At 66.2% G+C, this 14,690-nt stretch carries 14 protein-coding genes; 6 read left to right on the forward strand and 8 right to left on the reverse strand.

The genetic code is table 11. The features are described 5' to 3' along the window. The first annotated feature begins 143 nt into the window (after nucleotides 1–143). The 6 genes from QX108_RS19160 to QX108_RS19185 all read left to right on the forward strand — a co-directional run bounded on the left by QX108_RS19160 (nucleotide 144) and on the right by QX108_RS19185 (nucleotide 7,169). On the forward strand, nucleotides 144–704 hold the full coding sequence (locus QX108_RS19160; RefSeq protein ID WP_315781305.1) for a F0F1 ATP synthase subunit delta: 561 nt from the start codon (nucleotides 144–146) through the stop codon (nucleotides 702–704). Then, complete coding sequence (gene atpA, locus QX108_RS19165) at nucleotides 704–2,236, forward strand: F0F1 ATP synthase subunit alpha (RefSeq protein WP_172112905.1); 1,533 nt, start codon at nucleotides 704–706, stop codon at nucleotides 2,234–2,236. The genes QX108_RS19160 and atpA overlap by 1 nt, the downstream gene beginning before the upstream one ends. A 154-nt stretch (nucleotides 2,237–2,390) precedes the next feature. After that, nucleotides 2,391–3,269 (forward strand): F0F1 ATP synthase subunit gamma, encoded by an 879-nt coding sequence (locus tag QX108_RS19170; protein ID WP_172112904.1) that lies wholly within the window; start codon nucleotides 2,391–2,393, stop codon nucleotides 3,267–3,269. A gap of 96 nt (nucleotides 3,270–3,365) precedes the next feature. Then, on the forward strand, nucleotides 3,366–4,808 hold the full coding sequence (gene atpD / locus QX108_RS19175; protein ID WP_315723625.1) for a F0F1 ATP synthase subunit beta: 1,443 nt from the start codon (nucleotides 3,366–3,368) through the stop codon (nucleotides 4,806–4,808). 93 nt (nucleotides 4,809–4,901) lie between these two features. Beyond that, nucleotides 4,902–5,309 (forward strand): F0F1 ATP synthase subunit epsilon, encoded by a 408-nt coding sequence (locus QX108_RS19180; RefSeq protein WP_315723627.1) that lies wholly within the window; start codon nucleotides 4,902–4,904, stop codon nucleotides 5,307–5,309. A gap of 165 nt (nucleotides 5,310–5,474) precedes the next feature. After that, nucleotides 5,475–7,169, forward strand: a complete 1,695-nt coding sequence (locus tag QX108_RS19185; protein ID WP_315781310.1) for an adenylate/guanylate cyclase domain-containing protein — start codon at nucleotides 5,475–5,477, stop codon at nucleotides 7,167–7,169. A 231-nt stretch (nucleotides 7,170–7,400) separates the two neighbouring features. Here QX108_RS19185 and QX108_RS19190 read toward each other — a convergent pair whose 3' ends face one another. The 8 genes from QX108_RS19190 to QX108_RS19225 all read right to left on the reverse strand — a co-directional run bounded on the left by QX108_RS19190 (nucleotide 7,401) and on the right by QX108_RS19225 (nucleotide 14,636). Further along, the gene (locus QX108_RS19190) at nucleotides 7,401–7,907 is read right to left on the reverse strand and encodes an RNA pyrophosphohydrolase (protein ID WP_315781313.1); all 507 of its coding nucleotides are present in this window, start codon (nucleotides 7,905–7,907) and stop codon (nucleotides 7,401–7,403) included. A 139-nt stretch (nucleotides 7,908–8,046) separates the two neighbouring features. Continuing rightward, entirely contained in the window at nucleotides 8,047–8,553 is a 507-nt protein-coding gene (locus QX108_RS19195; protein WP_172184337.1) for an RNA pyrophosphohydrolase, read from the reverse strand. Nucleotides 8,554–8,636: 83 nt separating this feature from the next. Further along, nucleotides 8,637–9,845, reverse strand: coding sequence for a divergent polysaccharide deacetylase family protein (locus QX108_RS19200; protein WP_315781320.1), 1,209 nt, complete (start codon nucleotides 9,843–9,845; stop codon nucleotides 8,637–8,639). Between the two features lie 185 nt (nucleotides 9,846–10,030). After that, nucleotides 10,031–11,383, reverse strand: coding sequence for a S41 family peptidase (locus QX108_RS19205; protein ID WP_315723636.1), 1,353 nt, complete (start codon nucleotides 11,381–11,383; stop codon nucleotides 10,031–10,033). After that, entirely contained in the window at nucleotides 11,380–12,765 is a 1,386-nt protein-coding gene (locus tag QX108_RS19210) for a murein hydrolase activator EnvC family protein (RefSeq protein ID WP_315723638.1), read from the reverse strand. Before QX108_RS19210 ends, QX108_RS19205 begins: the two co-directional genes overlap by 4 nt. Nucleotides 12,766–12,798: 33 nt before the next feature. Continuing rightward, nucleotides 12,799–13,281 carry a 23S rRNA (pseudouridine(1915)-N(3))-methyltransferase RlmH gene (gene rlmH, locus QX108_RS19215; protein WP_315781375.1) on the reverse strand — a complete coding sequence of 161 codons (483 nt, stop codon included), beginning with the start codon at nucleotides 13,279–13,281 and terminating at the stop codon, nucleotides 12,799–12,801. A gap of 56 nt (nucleotides 13,282–13,337) precedes the next feature. Continuing rightward, on the reverse strand, nucleotides 13,338–13,664 hold the full coding sequence (gene rsfS / locus QX108_RS19220) for a ribosome silencing factor (protein ID WP_315726552.1): 327 nt from the start codon (nucleotides 13,662–13,664) through the stop codon (nucleotides 13,338–13,340). A gap of 360 nt (nucleotides 13,665–14,024) precedes the next feature. Then, nucleotides 14,025–14,636 carry a nicotinate-nucleotide adenylyltransferase gene (locus QX108_RS19225; RefSeq protein WP_311976384.1) on the reverse strand — a complete coding sequence of 204 codons (612 nt, stop codon included), beginning with the start codon at nucleotides 14,634–14,636 and terminating at the stop codon, nucleotides 14,025–14,027. Between the last annotated feature and the right edge of the window lie 54 nt (nucleotides 14,637–14,690).

Raw genomic sequence — 14,690 nt, forward strand, 5'->3', positions numbered from 1 at the left:
GCGCCGCTTTTCGTGATCAAGCTGCTTCCGCGGCGATCGAAAATCAAAGTCCTGCTTGAATTCCAAGGGCTTAATCGGTTTGCGCTGCAGCGGCGCGCCGGTTTCCCTCTTGTGGGTTGGGCACTTATAAAAAGAGCACGTCTGTGGCTGCTGAAGATCCCTCCGTATCCGGTGTGTCCGGTCGTTACGCGACGGCCCTGTTTGAACTGGCCCGTGACGAAAAGTCCGTCGATGCGGTCAAGGCCGATCTCGACAAGTTCAAAGCCCTTCTGGATGAGAGTGCCGACCTCAAGCGTCTCGTGCGCAGCCCGGTGTTCGGCGCGGACGTGCAGCTGAAGGCGCTCAACGCCGTGCTCGACAAGGCCGGCATCTCCGGCATCGCCGCCAACATCCTGCGGGTGCTGACCACCAACCGCCGCCTGTTCGCGGTGGCCGACGTGATCCGTGCCTTCAACGCACTGGTCGCCAAATACAAGGGTGAGGCCACGGCCGACGTCGTCGTCGCCGAGCCGCTCTCGGACAAGAATCTCGACGCCCTCAAGGCCTCACTGAAGACGGTGACCGGCAAGGACGTTGCGCTCAACGTGAAAGTGGATCCAGCGATCATCGGCGGGCTCGTCGTCAAGCTCGGCAGCCGGATGATCGACAGTTCGCTTCGCACCAAACTCAACTCGATCAAGCACGCGATGAAAGAGGCAGGCTGATGGACATCCGCGCCGCGGAAATTTCCGCGATCCTCAAGGACCAGATCAAGAATTTCGGGCAGGAAGCCGAAGTCACCGAAGTCGGACAGGTGCTGTCCGTCGGTGACGGTATCGCCCGCGTCTACGGTCTCGACAACGTCCAGGCCGGTGAAATGGTCGAGTTCGAGAACGGCACCCGCGGCATGGCGCTGAACCTCGAGACCGACAATGTCGGCGTCGTCATCTTCGGCGCCGACCGCGAGATCAAGGAAGGCCAGACCGTCAAGCGCACCCGCGCCATCGTCGACGCTCCAGTCGGCAAGGGCCTGCTCGGCCGCGTGGTCGACGCGCTCGGCAACCCGATCGACGGCAAGGGTCCGATCCAGTTCACCGAGCGCAAGCGCGTGGACGTTAAGGCACCGGGCATCATTCCGCGCAAGTCGGTCAACGAGCCGATGGCCACAGGCCTGAAGGCGATCGACGCGCTGATCCCGGTCGGCCGCGGCCAGCGCGAGCTGATCATCGGCGACCGTCAGACCGGCAAGACCGCGATCGCGCTCGACACCATCCTGAACCAGAAGCCGCTGAACGTCGCTGGCGCTCCCGAGAGCCAGAAGCTGTACTGCGTCTATGTCGCCGTCGGCCAGAAGCGTTCGACCGTCGCCCAGTTCGTCAAGGTGCTCGAAGAGCAGGGCGCGCTGGAATACTCGATCGTCGTCGCCGCGACCGCGTCCGATCCGGCTCCCATGCAGTATCTCGCCCCGTTCACGGGTTGCACCATGGGCGAGTACTTCCGCGACAACGGCATGCACGCCGTCATCATCTATGACGACCTCTCCAAGCAGGCCGTCGCCTATCGTCAGATGTCGCTGCTGCTGCGCCGCCCGCCGGGCCGCGAAGCCTATCCGGGCGACGTGTTCTATCTGCACTCCCGCCTGCTCGAGCGCGCCGCGAAGCTCGGCAAGGATCACGGTCTGGGCTCGCTGACCGCGCTGCCGGTCATCGAGACGCAGGCCAACGACGTGTCGGCCTACATCCCGACCAACGTCATCTCGATCACCGACGGCCAGATCTTCCTGGAGACGGACCTGTTCTTCCAGGGCATCCGCCCGGCCGTGAACGTCGGTCTGTCGGTGTCGCGCGTCGGCTCCTCGGCACAGACCAAGGCGATGAAGAAGGTCGCCGGCAAGATCAAGGGCGAGCTGGCGCAGTACCGCGAGATGGCGGCGTTCGCGCAGTTCGGCTCGGACTTGGACGCCTCGACCCAGCGCCTCTTGAACCGCGGCTCGCGCCTGACCGAGCTCCTGAAGCAGCCGCAGTTCTCGCCGCTGAAGATGGAAGAGCAGGTCTGCGTGATCTGGGCCGGCACCAACGGCTATCTCGACGCGTTGCCGCTCGGCAAGGTGCGCGCTTTCGAGGACGGCCTGCTGTCGCTGCTGCGCGGCAAGAACGCCGACCTGCTGAACGCCATCCGCGACAGCAAGGACCTGTCCGACGACAGCGCCGCCAAGCTCAAGGCGGTGGTCGAAGGCTTCGCCAAGACCTTCGCCTGATTGCGAAGGCGTGGCCGGCTCTCGCCGGCCATCCACGCCTTCGGGGTGGGACAACGTGACATCTCATGCCCGGCGCCAGGCCGGGCATGACCAATCTCAGGGTTGAGCGGTCGGGTCCTCCAGGGATCGGCCGCCGGGGTGAGCTAGACGAACAATGGCGTCACTGAAAGACATGCGGGTCCGCATCGCCTCGACCAAGGCGACGCAGAAGATCACCAAGGCGATGCAGATGGTCGCCGCCTCCAAGCTGCGCCGCGCGCAGCAGGCGGCCGAGGCGGCGCGTCCCTATGCCGAGAAGATGGACGCCGTGATCTCCAACATCGCGAGCGCCACCATCGCCACCGCCGGTGGGCCGACGCTGCTCGCGGGCACCGGGCGTGATCAGGTGCATCTGCTGCTGGTCTGCACCGGTGAGCGCGGCCTGTCCGGCGCGTTCAACTCCTCGATCGTGCGCCTGGCGCGCGAGCGGGCGCTGGCCCTGATGAACCAGGGCAAGGAAGTGAAGTTCTTCTGCGTCGGCCGCAAGGGCTACGAGCAGCTCCGCCGCCAGTTCGACAAGCAGATCGTCGAGCACATGGACCTGCGCTCGGTGCGCCAGATCGGCTTCGCCAATGCGGACGACATCGCCAAGAAGGTGATCGCGCGCTTCGAGGCCGGCGAGTTCGACGTCTGCACGCTGTTCTATTCGCGCTTCCGCTCGGTGATCGCGCAGATCCCGACGGCGCAGCAGATCATTCCCCTGGTGGTCGAGGCGCGTCCTGCCAATGCAGCGCCGCTCGCTCCTTACGAATACGAGCCGGAGGAGGACGAGATCCTCGCTTCGCTGCTGCCGCGCAATCTCGCCGTGCAGATCTTCCGCGCTTTGCTGGAAAACAACGCCTCGTTCTACGGTGCGCAGATGTCGGCGATGGACAACGCCACGCGCAACGCCGGCGAGATGATCCGCAAGCAGACGCTGATCTACAACCGCACGCGTCAGGCGATGATCACCAAGGAACTGATCGAAATCATTTCGGGCGCCGAGGCGGTCTAGTCGGATCGCGCAGCGCCCGTTGAAGCGCAACTCTAGGAACACATCCCGGTCGAGCCGACCGTGGTTTCGTATACGGATCGTAAGGAGAGAGACTCAATGGCTACCGCAGCCAACCAGATCGGTCGCATCACCCAGGTCATCGGCGCCGTCGTCGACGTGCAGTTCGAAGGTCACCTGCCGGCCATTCTCAATTCGCTCGAAACCAAGAACGCCGGCAACCGCCTGGTGCTCGAGGTCGCCCAGCATCTCGGCGAATCCACCGTGCGCACGATCGCGATGGACACCACCGAAGGTCTGGTGCGCGGCCAGGAGGTGACCGACACCGGTTCGCCGATCCGGGTGCCGGTCGGCGAGGGCACGCTCGGCCGCATCATGAACGTCATCGGCGAGCCGATCGACGAAGCCGGCCCGGTCAAGGCCGAAGGCCTGCGCCCGATCCACGCGGACGCGCCGAGCTACACCGACCAGTCGACCGAGGCCGAAATTCTCGTCACAGGCATCAAGGTCGTCGACCTCCTGGCGCCGTACGCCAAGGGCGGCAAGATCGGCCTGTTCGGCGGTGCCGGCGTCGGCAAGACCGTGCTGATTCAGGAACTGATCAACAACGTCGCCAAGGCGCATGGTGGCTACTCGGTGTTCGCCGGCGTCGGCGAGCGCACCCGCGAGGGCAACGACCTCTATCACGAGTTCATCGAGTCCAAGGTCAATGCCGATCCGCACAATCCGGATCCGGCCGTGAAGTCGAAGTGCGCGCTGGTGTTCGGCCAGATGAACGAGCCGCCCGGCGCCCGCGCCCGCGTCGGCCTCACCGGCCTGACCGTCGCCGAGCACTTCCGCGACCAGGGCCAGGACGTGCTGTTCTTCGTCGATAACATCTTCCGCTTCACCCAGGCGGGTTCGGAAGTGTCGGCGCTGCTCGGCCGCATTCCGTCGGCGGTGGGCTATCAGCCGACCCTCGCCACCGACATGGGCGCGCTGCAGGAGCGCATCACCACCACCAACAAGGGCTCGATCACCTCGGTGCAGGCGATCTACGTGCCGGCCGACGACTTGACCGACCCGGCGCCGGCGACGTCGTTCGCGCACTTGGACGCCACCACCGTGCTCAACCGCGCGATCTCGGAAAAGGGCATCTATCCGGCGGTGGACCCGCTCGACTCGACCTCGCGCATGCTCTCGCCGCTGGTCGTCGGCGAGGAGCACTACACCACCGCGCGCATGGTCCAGCAGATCCTCCAGCGCTACAAGTCGCTGCAGGACATCATCGCCATCCTGGGCATGGACGAGCTCTCGGAAGAGGACAAGCTGACGGTGGCCCGCGCCCGCAAGATCGAGCGCTTCCTGTCGCAGCCGTTCCACGTCGCCGAAATCTTCACCGGCTCGCCCGGCAAGTTCGTCGACCTCGCCGACACCATCAAGGGCTTCCGCGGCCTGTGTGAAGGCAAGTACGACCACCTGCCGGAGGCCGCCTTCTACATGGTCGGCAACATCGACGAGGCGGTCGAGAAGGGCAAGAAGCTGGCCGCTGAGGCGGCGTAAGAGGCGAATAGCGGATAGGGAGTAGCGAATAGTCGTTCGCTGCTCCCTTCTTCCCTACTCGCCATTCGCCATTCGCTACTCGCAGGTTTTCTCATGGCAACTTTCCATTTCGATCTCGTCTCGCCGGAAAAGATCGCCTTCTCGGGCGAGGTCGACCAGGTCGACGTCCCCGGCCAGGAGGGTGATTTCGGCGTGCTCGCAGGCCATGCGCCGTTCGTCGCCACGCTGCGGCCGGGCATCCTGACCGTGACAACGGGCGGATCGCAGCAGAAGATCATCGTGCTCGGCGGTCTCGCCGAGATCTCGGACAAGGGTCTGACGATCCTCGCCGACGTCGCGACGTCGCTGAAGGATCTGGACCACACCGCCTTCGCCGCCGAGATCTCCGGCATGGAAGCCAAGCTGAACGAGAAGCAGGGCAACGAGCTCGATCGCGCGATCGAGCGGCTCGATCACTTCAAGACGATCCAGCAGCAGCTCAACACGACGGCGCTTCACTGATCGAACAGCTGTCTCTGAATGAACGTTCATGGCCGGGCTCTGCCCGGCCATTTTCGTTGGCAGGCTCGAACGTTGCGCGCGTCGTAGGGACTACTTCATGGGATGCGGGTTGCGTGCTCACGGATCTGATTGCATGCTCCCGGCCGTTCGAGCGGACGTGGTGACATGGCAGAGCAGATCGTCCTGAAGCGCAAGATCGCGGCGATTTTCGCAGCCGACATCGCCGGCTATTCGCGCCTCGTCGCCGAGGACGAGGAGGAGACCTTGCGGCGTCTGGCGGCGTATCGCGAGGTCGTCGACGATTTCATCGCGCGTGCCGGCGGCCGCATCTTCAACACCGCCGGTGACGCCGTGCTCGCGGAGTTTCCGAGCGCGGTCGAAGCCGTCCGCTGCGCCATCGACATCCAGGAGAGCCTGCGGACGCGCAACATGGCGTTTCCGCCGAACCGGCAGATGAGCTATCGCATCGGCATCACCATCGGCGACGTCGTCGAGCGCAACGGCGATCTACTCGGCGATGGCGTCAACATCGCTGCACGTCTCGAGGGTCTCGCCGACGTCGGCGGCATCTGCATCTCGCGCGCGGTGCATGAGCAGGTCGCCAACAAGCTGTCGGTGCAGTTCGCCGACATGGGCGCGCGCGAGGTCAAGAACATCCCGACGCCGGTGCACGCCTATCGCGTGGCAATGCGCCGTGAGGACGGAACCTACGCAACGCCGAACGAGAAGAGCGCGCCCAAGTCTGTCGGCAGGCGCGTGCTCCAGGCCGGCGTCGCCATCGTGGTGCTGATGGTCGCCGTCGGTGTCGGCACGGCGCTCTACCTCGATCATCGCGACCCTCCTCATCCGGTGCAGCGCGATGCGGCGAAGGCCGCGGCCGAGGCGCTGTCGCGGCTGTCGGCGACGCCGAAGTCATCCGGGCAACCGTCAACTTCCGCGTCGCCATCGCCGGAGCCGTCGGCCTCGCCGAGCAGCGCGCAGGCCACCCCTTCGCTCCAGCCGCAACAATCTCCTCAGCCCGGCCCCGTCGTAGCGGCCGAGAAGTTCGCTCCCGATGCCGTGCCGTTCGTCAGCGAGCGCACGCGCATCGCTCTCGCACGCGACTACGCGCCGGCTCAGGGCTACAAGGCGTTCGCGACCACGATCAACGGCGTCAGCGCTTACGTCACAGCACAGTCCAGCGAGGAGGCCGCGAAGACGGCGGCGCTCGATCAGTGCCACCAGCGCGCCGAGACGTCGAACGGCCCACGCAAATGCGAGCTCTATGCGGTCGGCGACACGGTCGTTTATCCGCACAGCAAACCGCCTTTGCCGCCGTTGCCGTGGGTGCGGCACGATCCCACGACGGAGCGTGCGTTCAGCGCGGCCGAGATGCCGCTGGTGCGCGACACCGGACGCGCCCGGCTGGATGCGAACTACGGCGGCGCGCGACGCACCAAGGCGATCGCGCTCGGCCCGGGCGGCCAGTTCTTCTACAGCGTCGGCGGTGACCTCGTGGATGACGTGGTCCGGCGCAATCTCGAGGCCTGTGGTGCCCAGGCCGGCACGGCGTGCCTGATCGTTGCCCTGGATGATGCCTTCGTGGTGCCGGTGCCGACGGTCATGAAGGCGACCGGCTTCTTCCACGCGGCCAGTCACACCGCGATCGCCGCAGAGGCACGCGACGAGATCGCGCGGCGCCTGGCCGGCGCGGCGTCCGGCTGGAATGCGATCGCCGTCGGGACGGCCGGCCGTCCCGGCTACGGCCTGAACGGCGACCGCGAGGAGACCGCGATCGGCGGCGCCCTGGCCGATTGCTCAACGCGCGACAGCGACTGCCGCGTCATCGCGATCGGCCCATTCACGGTCGAGGATAATTAGCCGGACTCTCGCCGCCGTCATTCCGGGGCATCGCGCAGCGATGAGCCCGGAATCCATAGCCACGAGCGGAAGTTGTCTCGACGACAAGCGCCACATCCGTCTCGTGCCTCATGACATCCTGTGGTGATGGATTCCGGGCTCGCGCTACGCGCGCCCCGGAATGACGAGAGGAGAGAGCCCCGTTCACGGCCGTCTAAGCACCAATTGCGGGCGGCAATGGATATTGGCCGATCAATCGTCCGCCTTGGCCAGATGCGCGAACGCCAGGGCCACCGCGCGGTAAACCTCGCGACGGAACGGCACCACCAGCTCCGGCACGCGCGCCAGACACTCCCAGCGCCAGGCATCGAACTCGGCGGGCTGGCCGTTGCGCGGCGTCACCGGATCGATGTCGGCCTCGCGCCCGGTGAAACGCATCGCGAACCATTTCTGGCGCTGGCCGCGGAAGCCGGCGAGCCGGTGGTTGGGATCCTCGAACGGCGGAAATTCGTAGGTCAGCCAGTCCGTCTCGGCGAGAATGTCGGCGTCGCGAATGCCGGTCTCCTCCCACAACTCGCGCCGCGCGGCCGCCTGCAGGTCTTCGCCCGGATCGACGCCGCCCTGCGGCATCTGCCATTCCAGGCCGGGCAGCACGATTTCCGGACCGTCGTCGCGGAAGCGGCGCCCGAGGAAGACGAGGCCGTCGGCATTGAGCAGGGCGATGCCGACATTGGGACGATAGGGTCTGGTTTCGGTCATGGCTCGCATCCGGGGCGCGTCGTCGCGGATAGCAACGCAACGTGACGGCGTTGTCGCGACGGTTCTGCAGAGATTTTCTGCAGTGCAAGCGTATGACACGGTTTCACCGTCCGCGTCGTGAATGATCTGCGGGGCTGGCTCAGCCGCCCGCCAGCGTCGCGAATTCCTTGACCACGCGCTCATAAACCGGCCGCTTGAACGGCACGATCAGCGTGGGCAGGTTCTGCATCGGCTCCCAGCGCCAGGTGATGAACTCGGCCTTGTGGTGGCCGCCACCGGGACGCTCGACGTCGATCTCGGCGTCCTTGCCGGTGAAGCGCAGCGCGAACCATTTCTGGCGCTGGCCGCGATAGCGGCCTTTCCAGGCCCGCCCCGCCACCGTGCGCGGGATGTCGTAGGTCAGCCAGTCGTCGATCTCGGCGAGCTTCTCGACCGAGCGGACGCTGGTCTCCTCATACAACTCGCGCTTGGCGGCTTCCCAGGCATCCTCGCCGGGATCGACGCCGCCCTGCGGCATCTGCCAGACATGGGTGTCGTCGACATGCTCGATGCCGCCGGCGCGGCGGCCGATGAACACCAGCCCTTCCGCGTTGATCAGCGTGATGCCGACGCAGGTGCGGTAGGGCAGGTCCTCGTAGCGCGTCATTCCGTCTCGGCCTTCCTGCGTTGTGCTCTGCGCCTCGTCGCGCCGACCCCGCATTGCGTCGCCGCTGAGCGGCGTACGCCCGTTCAATTCGATTTTGATTTCAGCATCGCGGTTGTCAATGGCACCAGCAGAATGCCCTTGCGGTCGAGGCCCTTGATCCAGGTACCGATGCGGTCGATCGAGACCGGCAGCGCCGATGCCGTGCCGACCGCGACGCCGCGCTCCTTGGCGAGGCTCTCGAGCTTGGTCAGCGCGTTGTCGATCTCGACCGGCGTCGGCACCGCATCGATGGCGACGTCGCCCTTGGCGAACGGCATCGCGCGACCTGTGGCCAGCGACGCCGCCACGCTGCGCGGCGCAGCGCCATCGTCGAACAGCGCAAGGCCGCGCTTGGCGGCCTCGTTCACGATCGGCTGCATCGCCGCCTCGGTCGCGACGAAGCGCGCGCCCATGAAATTGCCGATGCCGACATAACCCTGCAGCCGGCTCATGTGCCAGAACAGCCGGTCGATGTTCTGGTCCGGCCCCAACGTCGCGAGCAAGGTCTGCGGGCCAGGATCGTTGTCCGGATAGTCGTAGGGCTCCATCGGCACCTGCAGCAGGATCTCGTGACGCTGCGCCCGGGCGCGCTCGGCGAGCTTGGTCGGATCGGCGCCATAGGGCGTGAAGGCCAGGGTCACTGCGGGCGGCAGCTTCATGATGGCGTCCACGGTCTTGGCCGCGCCGACGCCGAGGCCGCCGATGACGATCGCGACCGCCGGCATGCGCGCAGCCTTGGCGCGGTCGGCGTCGGCCGCGTAGGCGGTGAACGGCTTCACGCCGTCGGCCATCACCGGGATCATGCCATAGCGCGATTTCTCCAGCAGGCGCGGGTCGACGCCCGGCATCTGGCTTGTCGGAGCGGCAGCGCCCGGCTCGGCGGTGTCGCTTCCGGCCGGGCCGATCGCGACCTCCTGGCGGGCGCCGCTGGAGCCGTCGATGATGGTGACCGTCTTGCGCTCGCCACCCTCGGACTTGGCGGCGGGCGCCGCGCCGTGGTCCGGCTTGGCCTCGGGCTTGATCGCGGCCGGCTTGTCGTCGGGCTTGGCGCCCTCGTTGATCGCGACTCTGGCGACCGGCTCGCCGCCGAGCGGATTGTCGCTGAACATGGCAAAGCCTGCGAACACGACCAGGAACAGGCCGAGCAGCATGGCGAGGGCCTGCAACGCCGTGAAGGGAAGCCGAATGCGGCGCCTGCGACGCTTTTCCGTCTGTCCGAGCGGGGCGCTCAGCTCGTCGGCCGTCTCTGTCATCGAAATTCCCGAATCAATCGGGTCGACGATACCACGGCAGGGATTCGGGTGCAGGCGCAGTGTCCGCGAGCCCGTAGATCGGCGGAGCCTGACCCGGGAAACCCGCGGAAACAAAAAGGGCGGCCCGGAGGCCGCCCTTCAAACCCGATCTTGAGATCAGCCGGCTGCTTAGTTGGCTGCCTTCGTCAGTTGGCAGCCTTGGCCGGCTTGTCGGCCGCGGCCTTCTCGGTCGGCGCCGGCGTATTGGCGCTGTTCTTGATGCCGTGGAGCAGGTCGGCGGCGAGCTTGAGCGCCTTGTCGTCCTTGGCATCCGGCGGCACGTAGGACTGCGAGCCGGTCTTCTCGTCGCCGTCATTCTTGAGGTGGCCGCGCAGCGAGGCCTCGCCCTTGGTGTCGGTGCGCGACTTCAGCTCTTCCGGCACGTCCTGCAGGACCTCGATGTCGGGCACGATGCCCTTGGCCTGGATCGACTTGCCGGACGGCGTGTAGTAGCGCGCGGTGGTCAGGCGCAGCGCGCCATTGCCGGCGCCGAGCGGAATGATGGTCTGCACCGAGCCCTTGCCGAACGAGCGCGTGCCGACCAGCGTGGCGCGCTTGTGGTCCTGCAGCGCGCCGGCCACGATCTCCGACGCCGAAGCCGAGCCGCCATTGACCAGCACGATGACCGGCTTGCCCTTGGTGAGGTCGCCGGCATGCGCGGAGCGGCGCTGCGTCTCCTCGGCATTGCGGCCGCGGGTCGAAACGATCTCACCGCGCTCCAGGAACGCGTCCGACACGGTGACGGCCTCTTCGAGCAGGCCGCCCGGGTTGTTGCGCAGGTCGATGATGTAGCCCTTCAGCTTGTCGCCGATCGAGCCTTGCAGATCGGCGATGCTCTTCTTCAGGCCTTCGGTGGTCTGCTCGTTGAACGTCGTGATCCGGATGTAGGCGATGTCGTCGCTCTCGGTCCGCGAACGCACCGAACGGACGCGGATGTTGTCGCGGGTCAGCGTCACGTCGAGCGGATTGTCGGCGCCCTTGCGCATGACCTTCAGCTTGATCTTGGTGCCGACCGGGCCGCGCATCTTCTCGACCGCCTGGTTGAGGGTCAGGCCCTGCACGGCTTCGTCGTCGAGATTGGTGATGATGTCGTTGGCCTGGATGCCTGCCTTCGAGGCCGGCGTATCGTCGATCGGGGAGACGACCTTGATCAGGCCGTCCTCCATCGTCACCTCGATGCCGAGGCCGCCGAACTCGCCGCGGGTCTGCACCTGCATGTCGCGGAAGCTCTTCGCATCCATGTAGCTCGAATGCGGATCGAGGCCCGACAGCATGCCGCTGATCGCGGACTCGACGAGCTTGGAATCGTCGGGCTTCTCGACGTAGTCGCTGCGCACCCGCTCGAACACGTCGCCGAACAAATTGAGCTGGCGATAGGTATCGGAGGTCGCGGCGCGCGCGGTCGATCCCATCAACACCGCGCGCGGTTGCGACACGAACAACGTCAGTGCCGCACCGGTGGCCGCGCTCAGGAGAATTACCGAAGTCTTACGCATCATCCGCGTACCTTTTCGCCTTCATTTGCGGCCCACCATGGGCCTGGATCGATTGGAGTGCCATCCTTGCGGAACTCGACATAGAGCACTGGTTGACTCGCAGTGGTGGCGAGAATGGAGGCGACCTGGGAGGTAATACCCATTGTCGCGACCGGCTCTCCCGTCTGAACAAACTGCCCGATATTGACGGAAATGCGCTCCATCCCGGCGATCAGGACATGATACCCGCCACCGGCGTTGAGGATCAAGAGTTGTCCGTAGCTGCGGAAGGGGCCGGCATACACAACCCAGCCATCACACGGGGTTGTGACCTGGGCGCCCGGACGGGCTGCCAAAGAAATGCCTTTATCGGAGCCGCCGGCGCCGTCGGATGCGCCGAATTCGCGAATCTTGCTGCCATTGACCGGATAGGTCAGCATGCCCTTGGTCGAGGCGAACGCAATCGCCGGCGCCTTGCGGGCGGGATTGCGGAGCGCATTCGCGTCAGGCTTCGCATTCACCGGAACGCCCTGCAGGCTTGCCGTCGATGCGGCCTTGGCCGCGCTCTTGAGGTCCAGCTCCATCGTCGTGATCAGGCTTTGCAGCGAGTCGATCTGCTGCGCCAGCGCGGTGGCGCGCAGGCTCTCCGCTTCCATGTCCTTCTCGGCCGAGGCCTGCTTGCGCTGCCGCTCCTCGACGAGGGCGGCGAGACGGGTTTGATCGGTCCGCAGCCTGTCGCGGTCGGCGGCGACCTTGTCTCGCTCCGACGCGATGGTCTTGCGGATGGCGACGAGCTCGCCGAGATCGGTCGAGAGCTTCTCGGCACGAACGCGCATTTCCGGAATGACCGAGCCCAGCAGCATGGCGGTGCGCAGCGATTGGAGCGCATCCTCGGGCCGGACCAGCAGGGCAGGCGGCGTGCGGCGGCCTGCGCGCTGCAGTGCGGCCAGCACCTCGATGATCTCGGTCCGCCGCGCCTCCAGCGAGTTGCGCAGATCCTGCTCACGGCCGTCGAGCCCGCGCAGCCGTGTTTCGGCCTCGCCGACGCGGATCTCGACGCCGCGGACCTGGGCCGCGACGTCGATCAGCTGCTGATTGAGCTTGCCGCGGTCCTCGCCGAGCGCGGCGATATCGGCCTTCAGGCGCTCCTGGGCTTCGGCTGCCGCCTTCTGGGCCGCACGGGCAGCCTCCAGCTCCTGTTCGCGCTGCTTCAGCTGCTCGGGTGTCGCCGGCGTCGGCGAGGCGGTCGTCGGTGAGGCAGTACCGGGGATCGACGGACGAAGTCCTGTCTGCGGCATCGCGGGTCCGGTGGGAAGGACGATCAGCAGCGCGATCAGCGACGCGTGGCGCGCCCGGCGGCGGCGGACGGGAACAGGGGAGGGAGAAAGGGGCCGCGCGGCAAACATCGAGGTCCTTATTGTGCTCCCATCGTCCCTGTTTCAAGCGCGGTGATAGGGGTGACCAGCGAGGATCGTAGCAGTACGGTAAATCTGCTCGAGCAAAAGGACGCGGACGATCTGGTGCGGCCAGGTCGCAGCTCCGAACGCGATCCCAAGCTTGGCTCTGCGCCGGAATTCGGGCGAAAGTCCGTCTGCGCCGCCGATCACGAACGCGGCGGCCGGAATGCCCTCGTCACGCCAGCGTCCGAGGTGACCCGCAAAGGTTGCGCTGTCGATGTTCTGACCACGCTCGTCGAGGCAGACCAGGACGGACTTGTCGGGGATGGCAGCGGAGATCGCCGCGGCCTCCTCGGCCATGCGCGTCGCGGCATCGCGGGCGCGGCTTTCCGGAAGCTCATGGATGTCGAGGCCGCGAAAGCCAAGCTTGCGGCCGATGTCGTCGAAACGCTCGCGGTAACGCTCCGCGAGCTCTCGCTCGGGACCCTGCTTCAACCGGCCGATGGCGACCACGATCAGGCGCATGCGCACGGCCTAGCACGTGCGCGTTGCGATTCGCACCGCTCGCCGCGGCCGGCCGGCTAGACCGTCTTCGCCGGGTTCGGCCCCTGCGTCCACAACCGCTCGAGGTTGTAGAACTCGCGGACCTCAGGCCTGAACACGTGCACGATCACGTCGCCGGAATCGATCAGCACCCAATCGCAATTGGGCAGGCCCTCGATATGGAGCTTCTTGGTCCCGGCTTCCTTCAGGCCCTTGGCGACGTTTTCCGCGATCGATCCGACGTGCCGGTTCGAGCGGCCCGTGGTGACGACCATGTAGTCGGAATACGCCGATTTGCCGTGAAGATCGATGGTGACCGTCTCCTCCGCCTTCATGTCCTCGAGGCGGGAGAGGATCGTGCGCAGAGTCTTATCCGCGTCAGGCTTGTCGGCGTCGGGTTGCGCCTGCAAGGCCGCATCTTGGGTCGAAGCGTTACGCGCAGACTTGGCAACAGATTTGGCAGAAGCCGATTTCGAACTCGTTGCCTTCGTCTTGGGTAAGGCCGACTTGGACAATACAGATGTGGTCAGGGACCATTCCTTTCACTGTATCGCAGGCCGAATCCATCACGGCCTGCTGACCATACTAGGCATGTGGGGTGCATGGTTTCAACAATCCAGTCCCCCGCCACCCCGGTCCGGCGTCTTGCCTGCCGCCCCGCCTCGGACCCCCGACGGGACGGTAAGTTCCATGCACATCCGATGCCGCGGGTGCATGCGTCGATCTCAGAACGACTTCCAGCTGCCGTCCGGGTTCCTCAGCCCGGTCGACGACAGGCTCATTTTCAGCCCGGTGAGGTAGACCCAGGCTGGCGCCGCCCGCCCCGCCAGCCGGCTGGCCTCCGCTTCAGGAATGCGATACCGCGCCAGCGCGCGCGCGGCGGGGGCGTTCAGAGCGCGAAAGCTGCGGGGCGGACGGTCGACCACGGCAATCGGAACCTGAGCCGCGATGTGCTGCCACTTCTGCCAGCGATGGAACTGCGCGAGGTTGTCGGCGCCCATGATCCACACGAAGCGCAGGCGGGAGGCGCGCCGGCGCAGATAATCGATCGTGTCCGCAGTGTAGCGGGTACCGATGACGGATTCGAGACAGCTGATTTCGATGCGCGGATCGGCGGCGACCTTGCGTGCCGCAGCCGCGCGCTCGGCAAGCGCATGCAGCCCGCCATTGTCCTTGAGCGGATTGCCGGGCGTGACCAGCCACCAGACACGGTCGAGCTGCAGCCGCTTCAGCGCAAACAGGCTGATCGCGCGATGCGCCTGGTGCGGCGGATTGAAGGAGCCGCCGAGCAGGCCGATGCGCATGCCGTCGCTGGAGGGCGGCAGCGCCTGGCGGATCGCAGGGCGCACCGCGTCGTCGTCCGTCACGGTTGCCCCCGCTCGCTGGCCGTC

Origin of the sequence: Bradyrhizobium sp. SZCCHNR1002, from assembly GCF_032381435.1 — a bacterium.
In the GTDB taxonomy this organism is placed as follows: Bacteria; Pseudomonadota; Alphaproteobacteria; order Rhizobiales; family Xanthobacteraceae; genus Bradyrhizobium; species Bradyrhizobium aeschynomenes.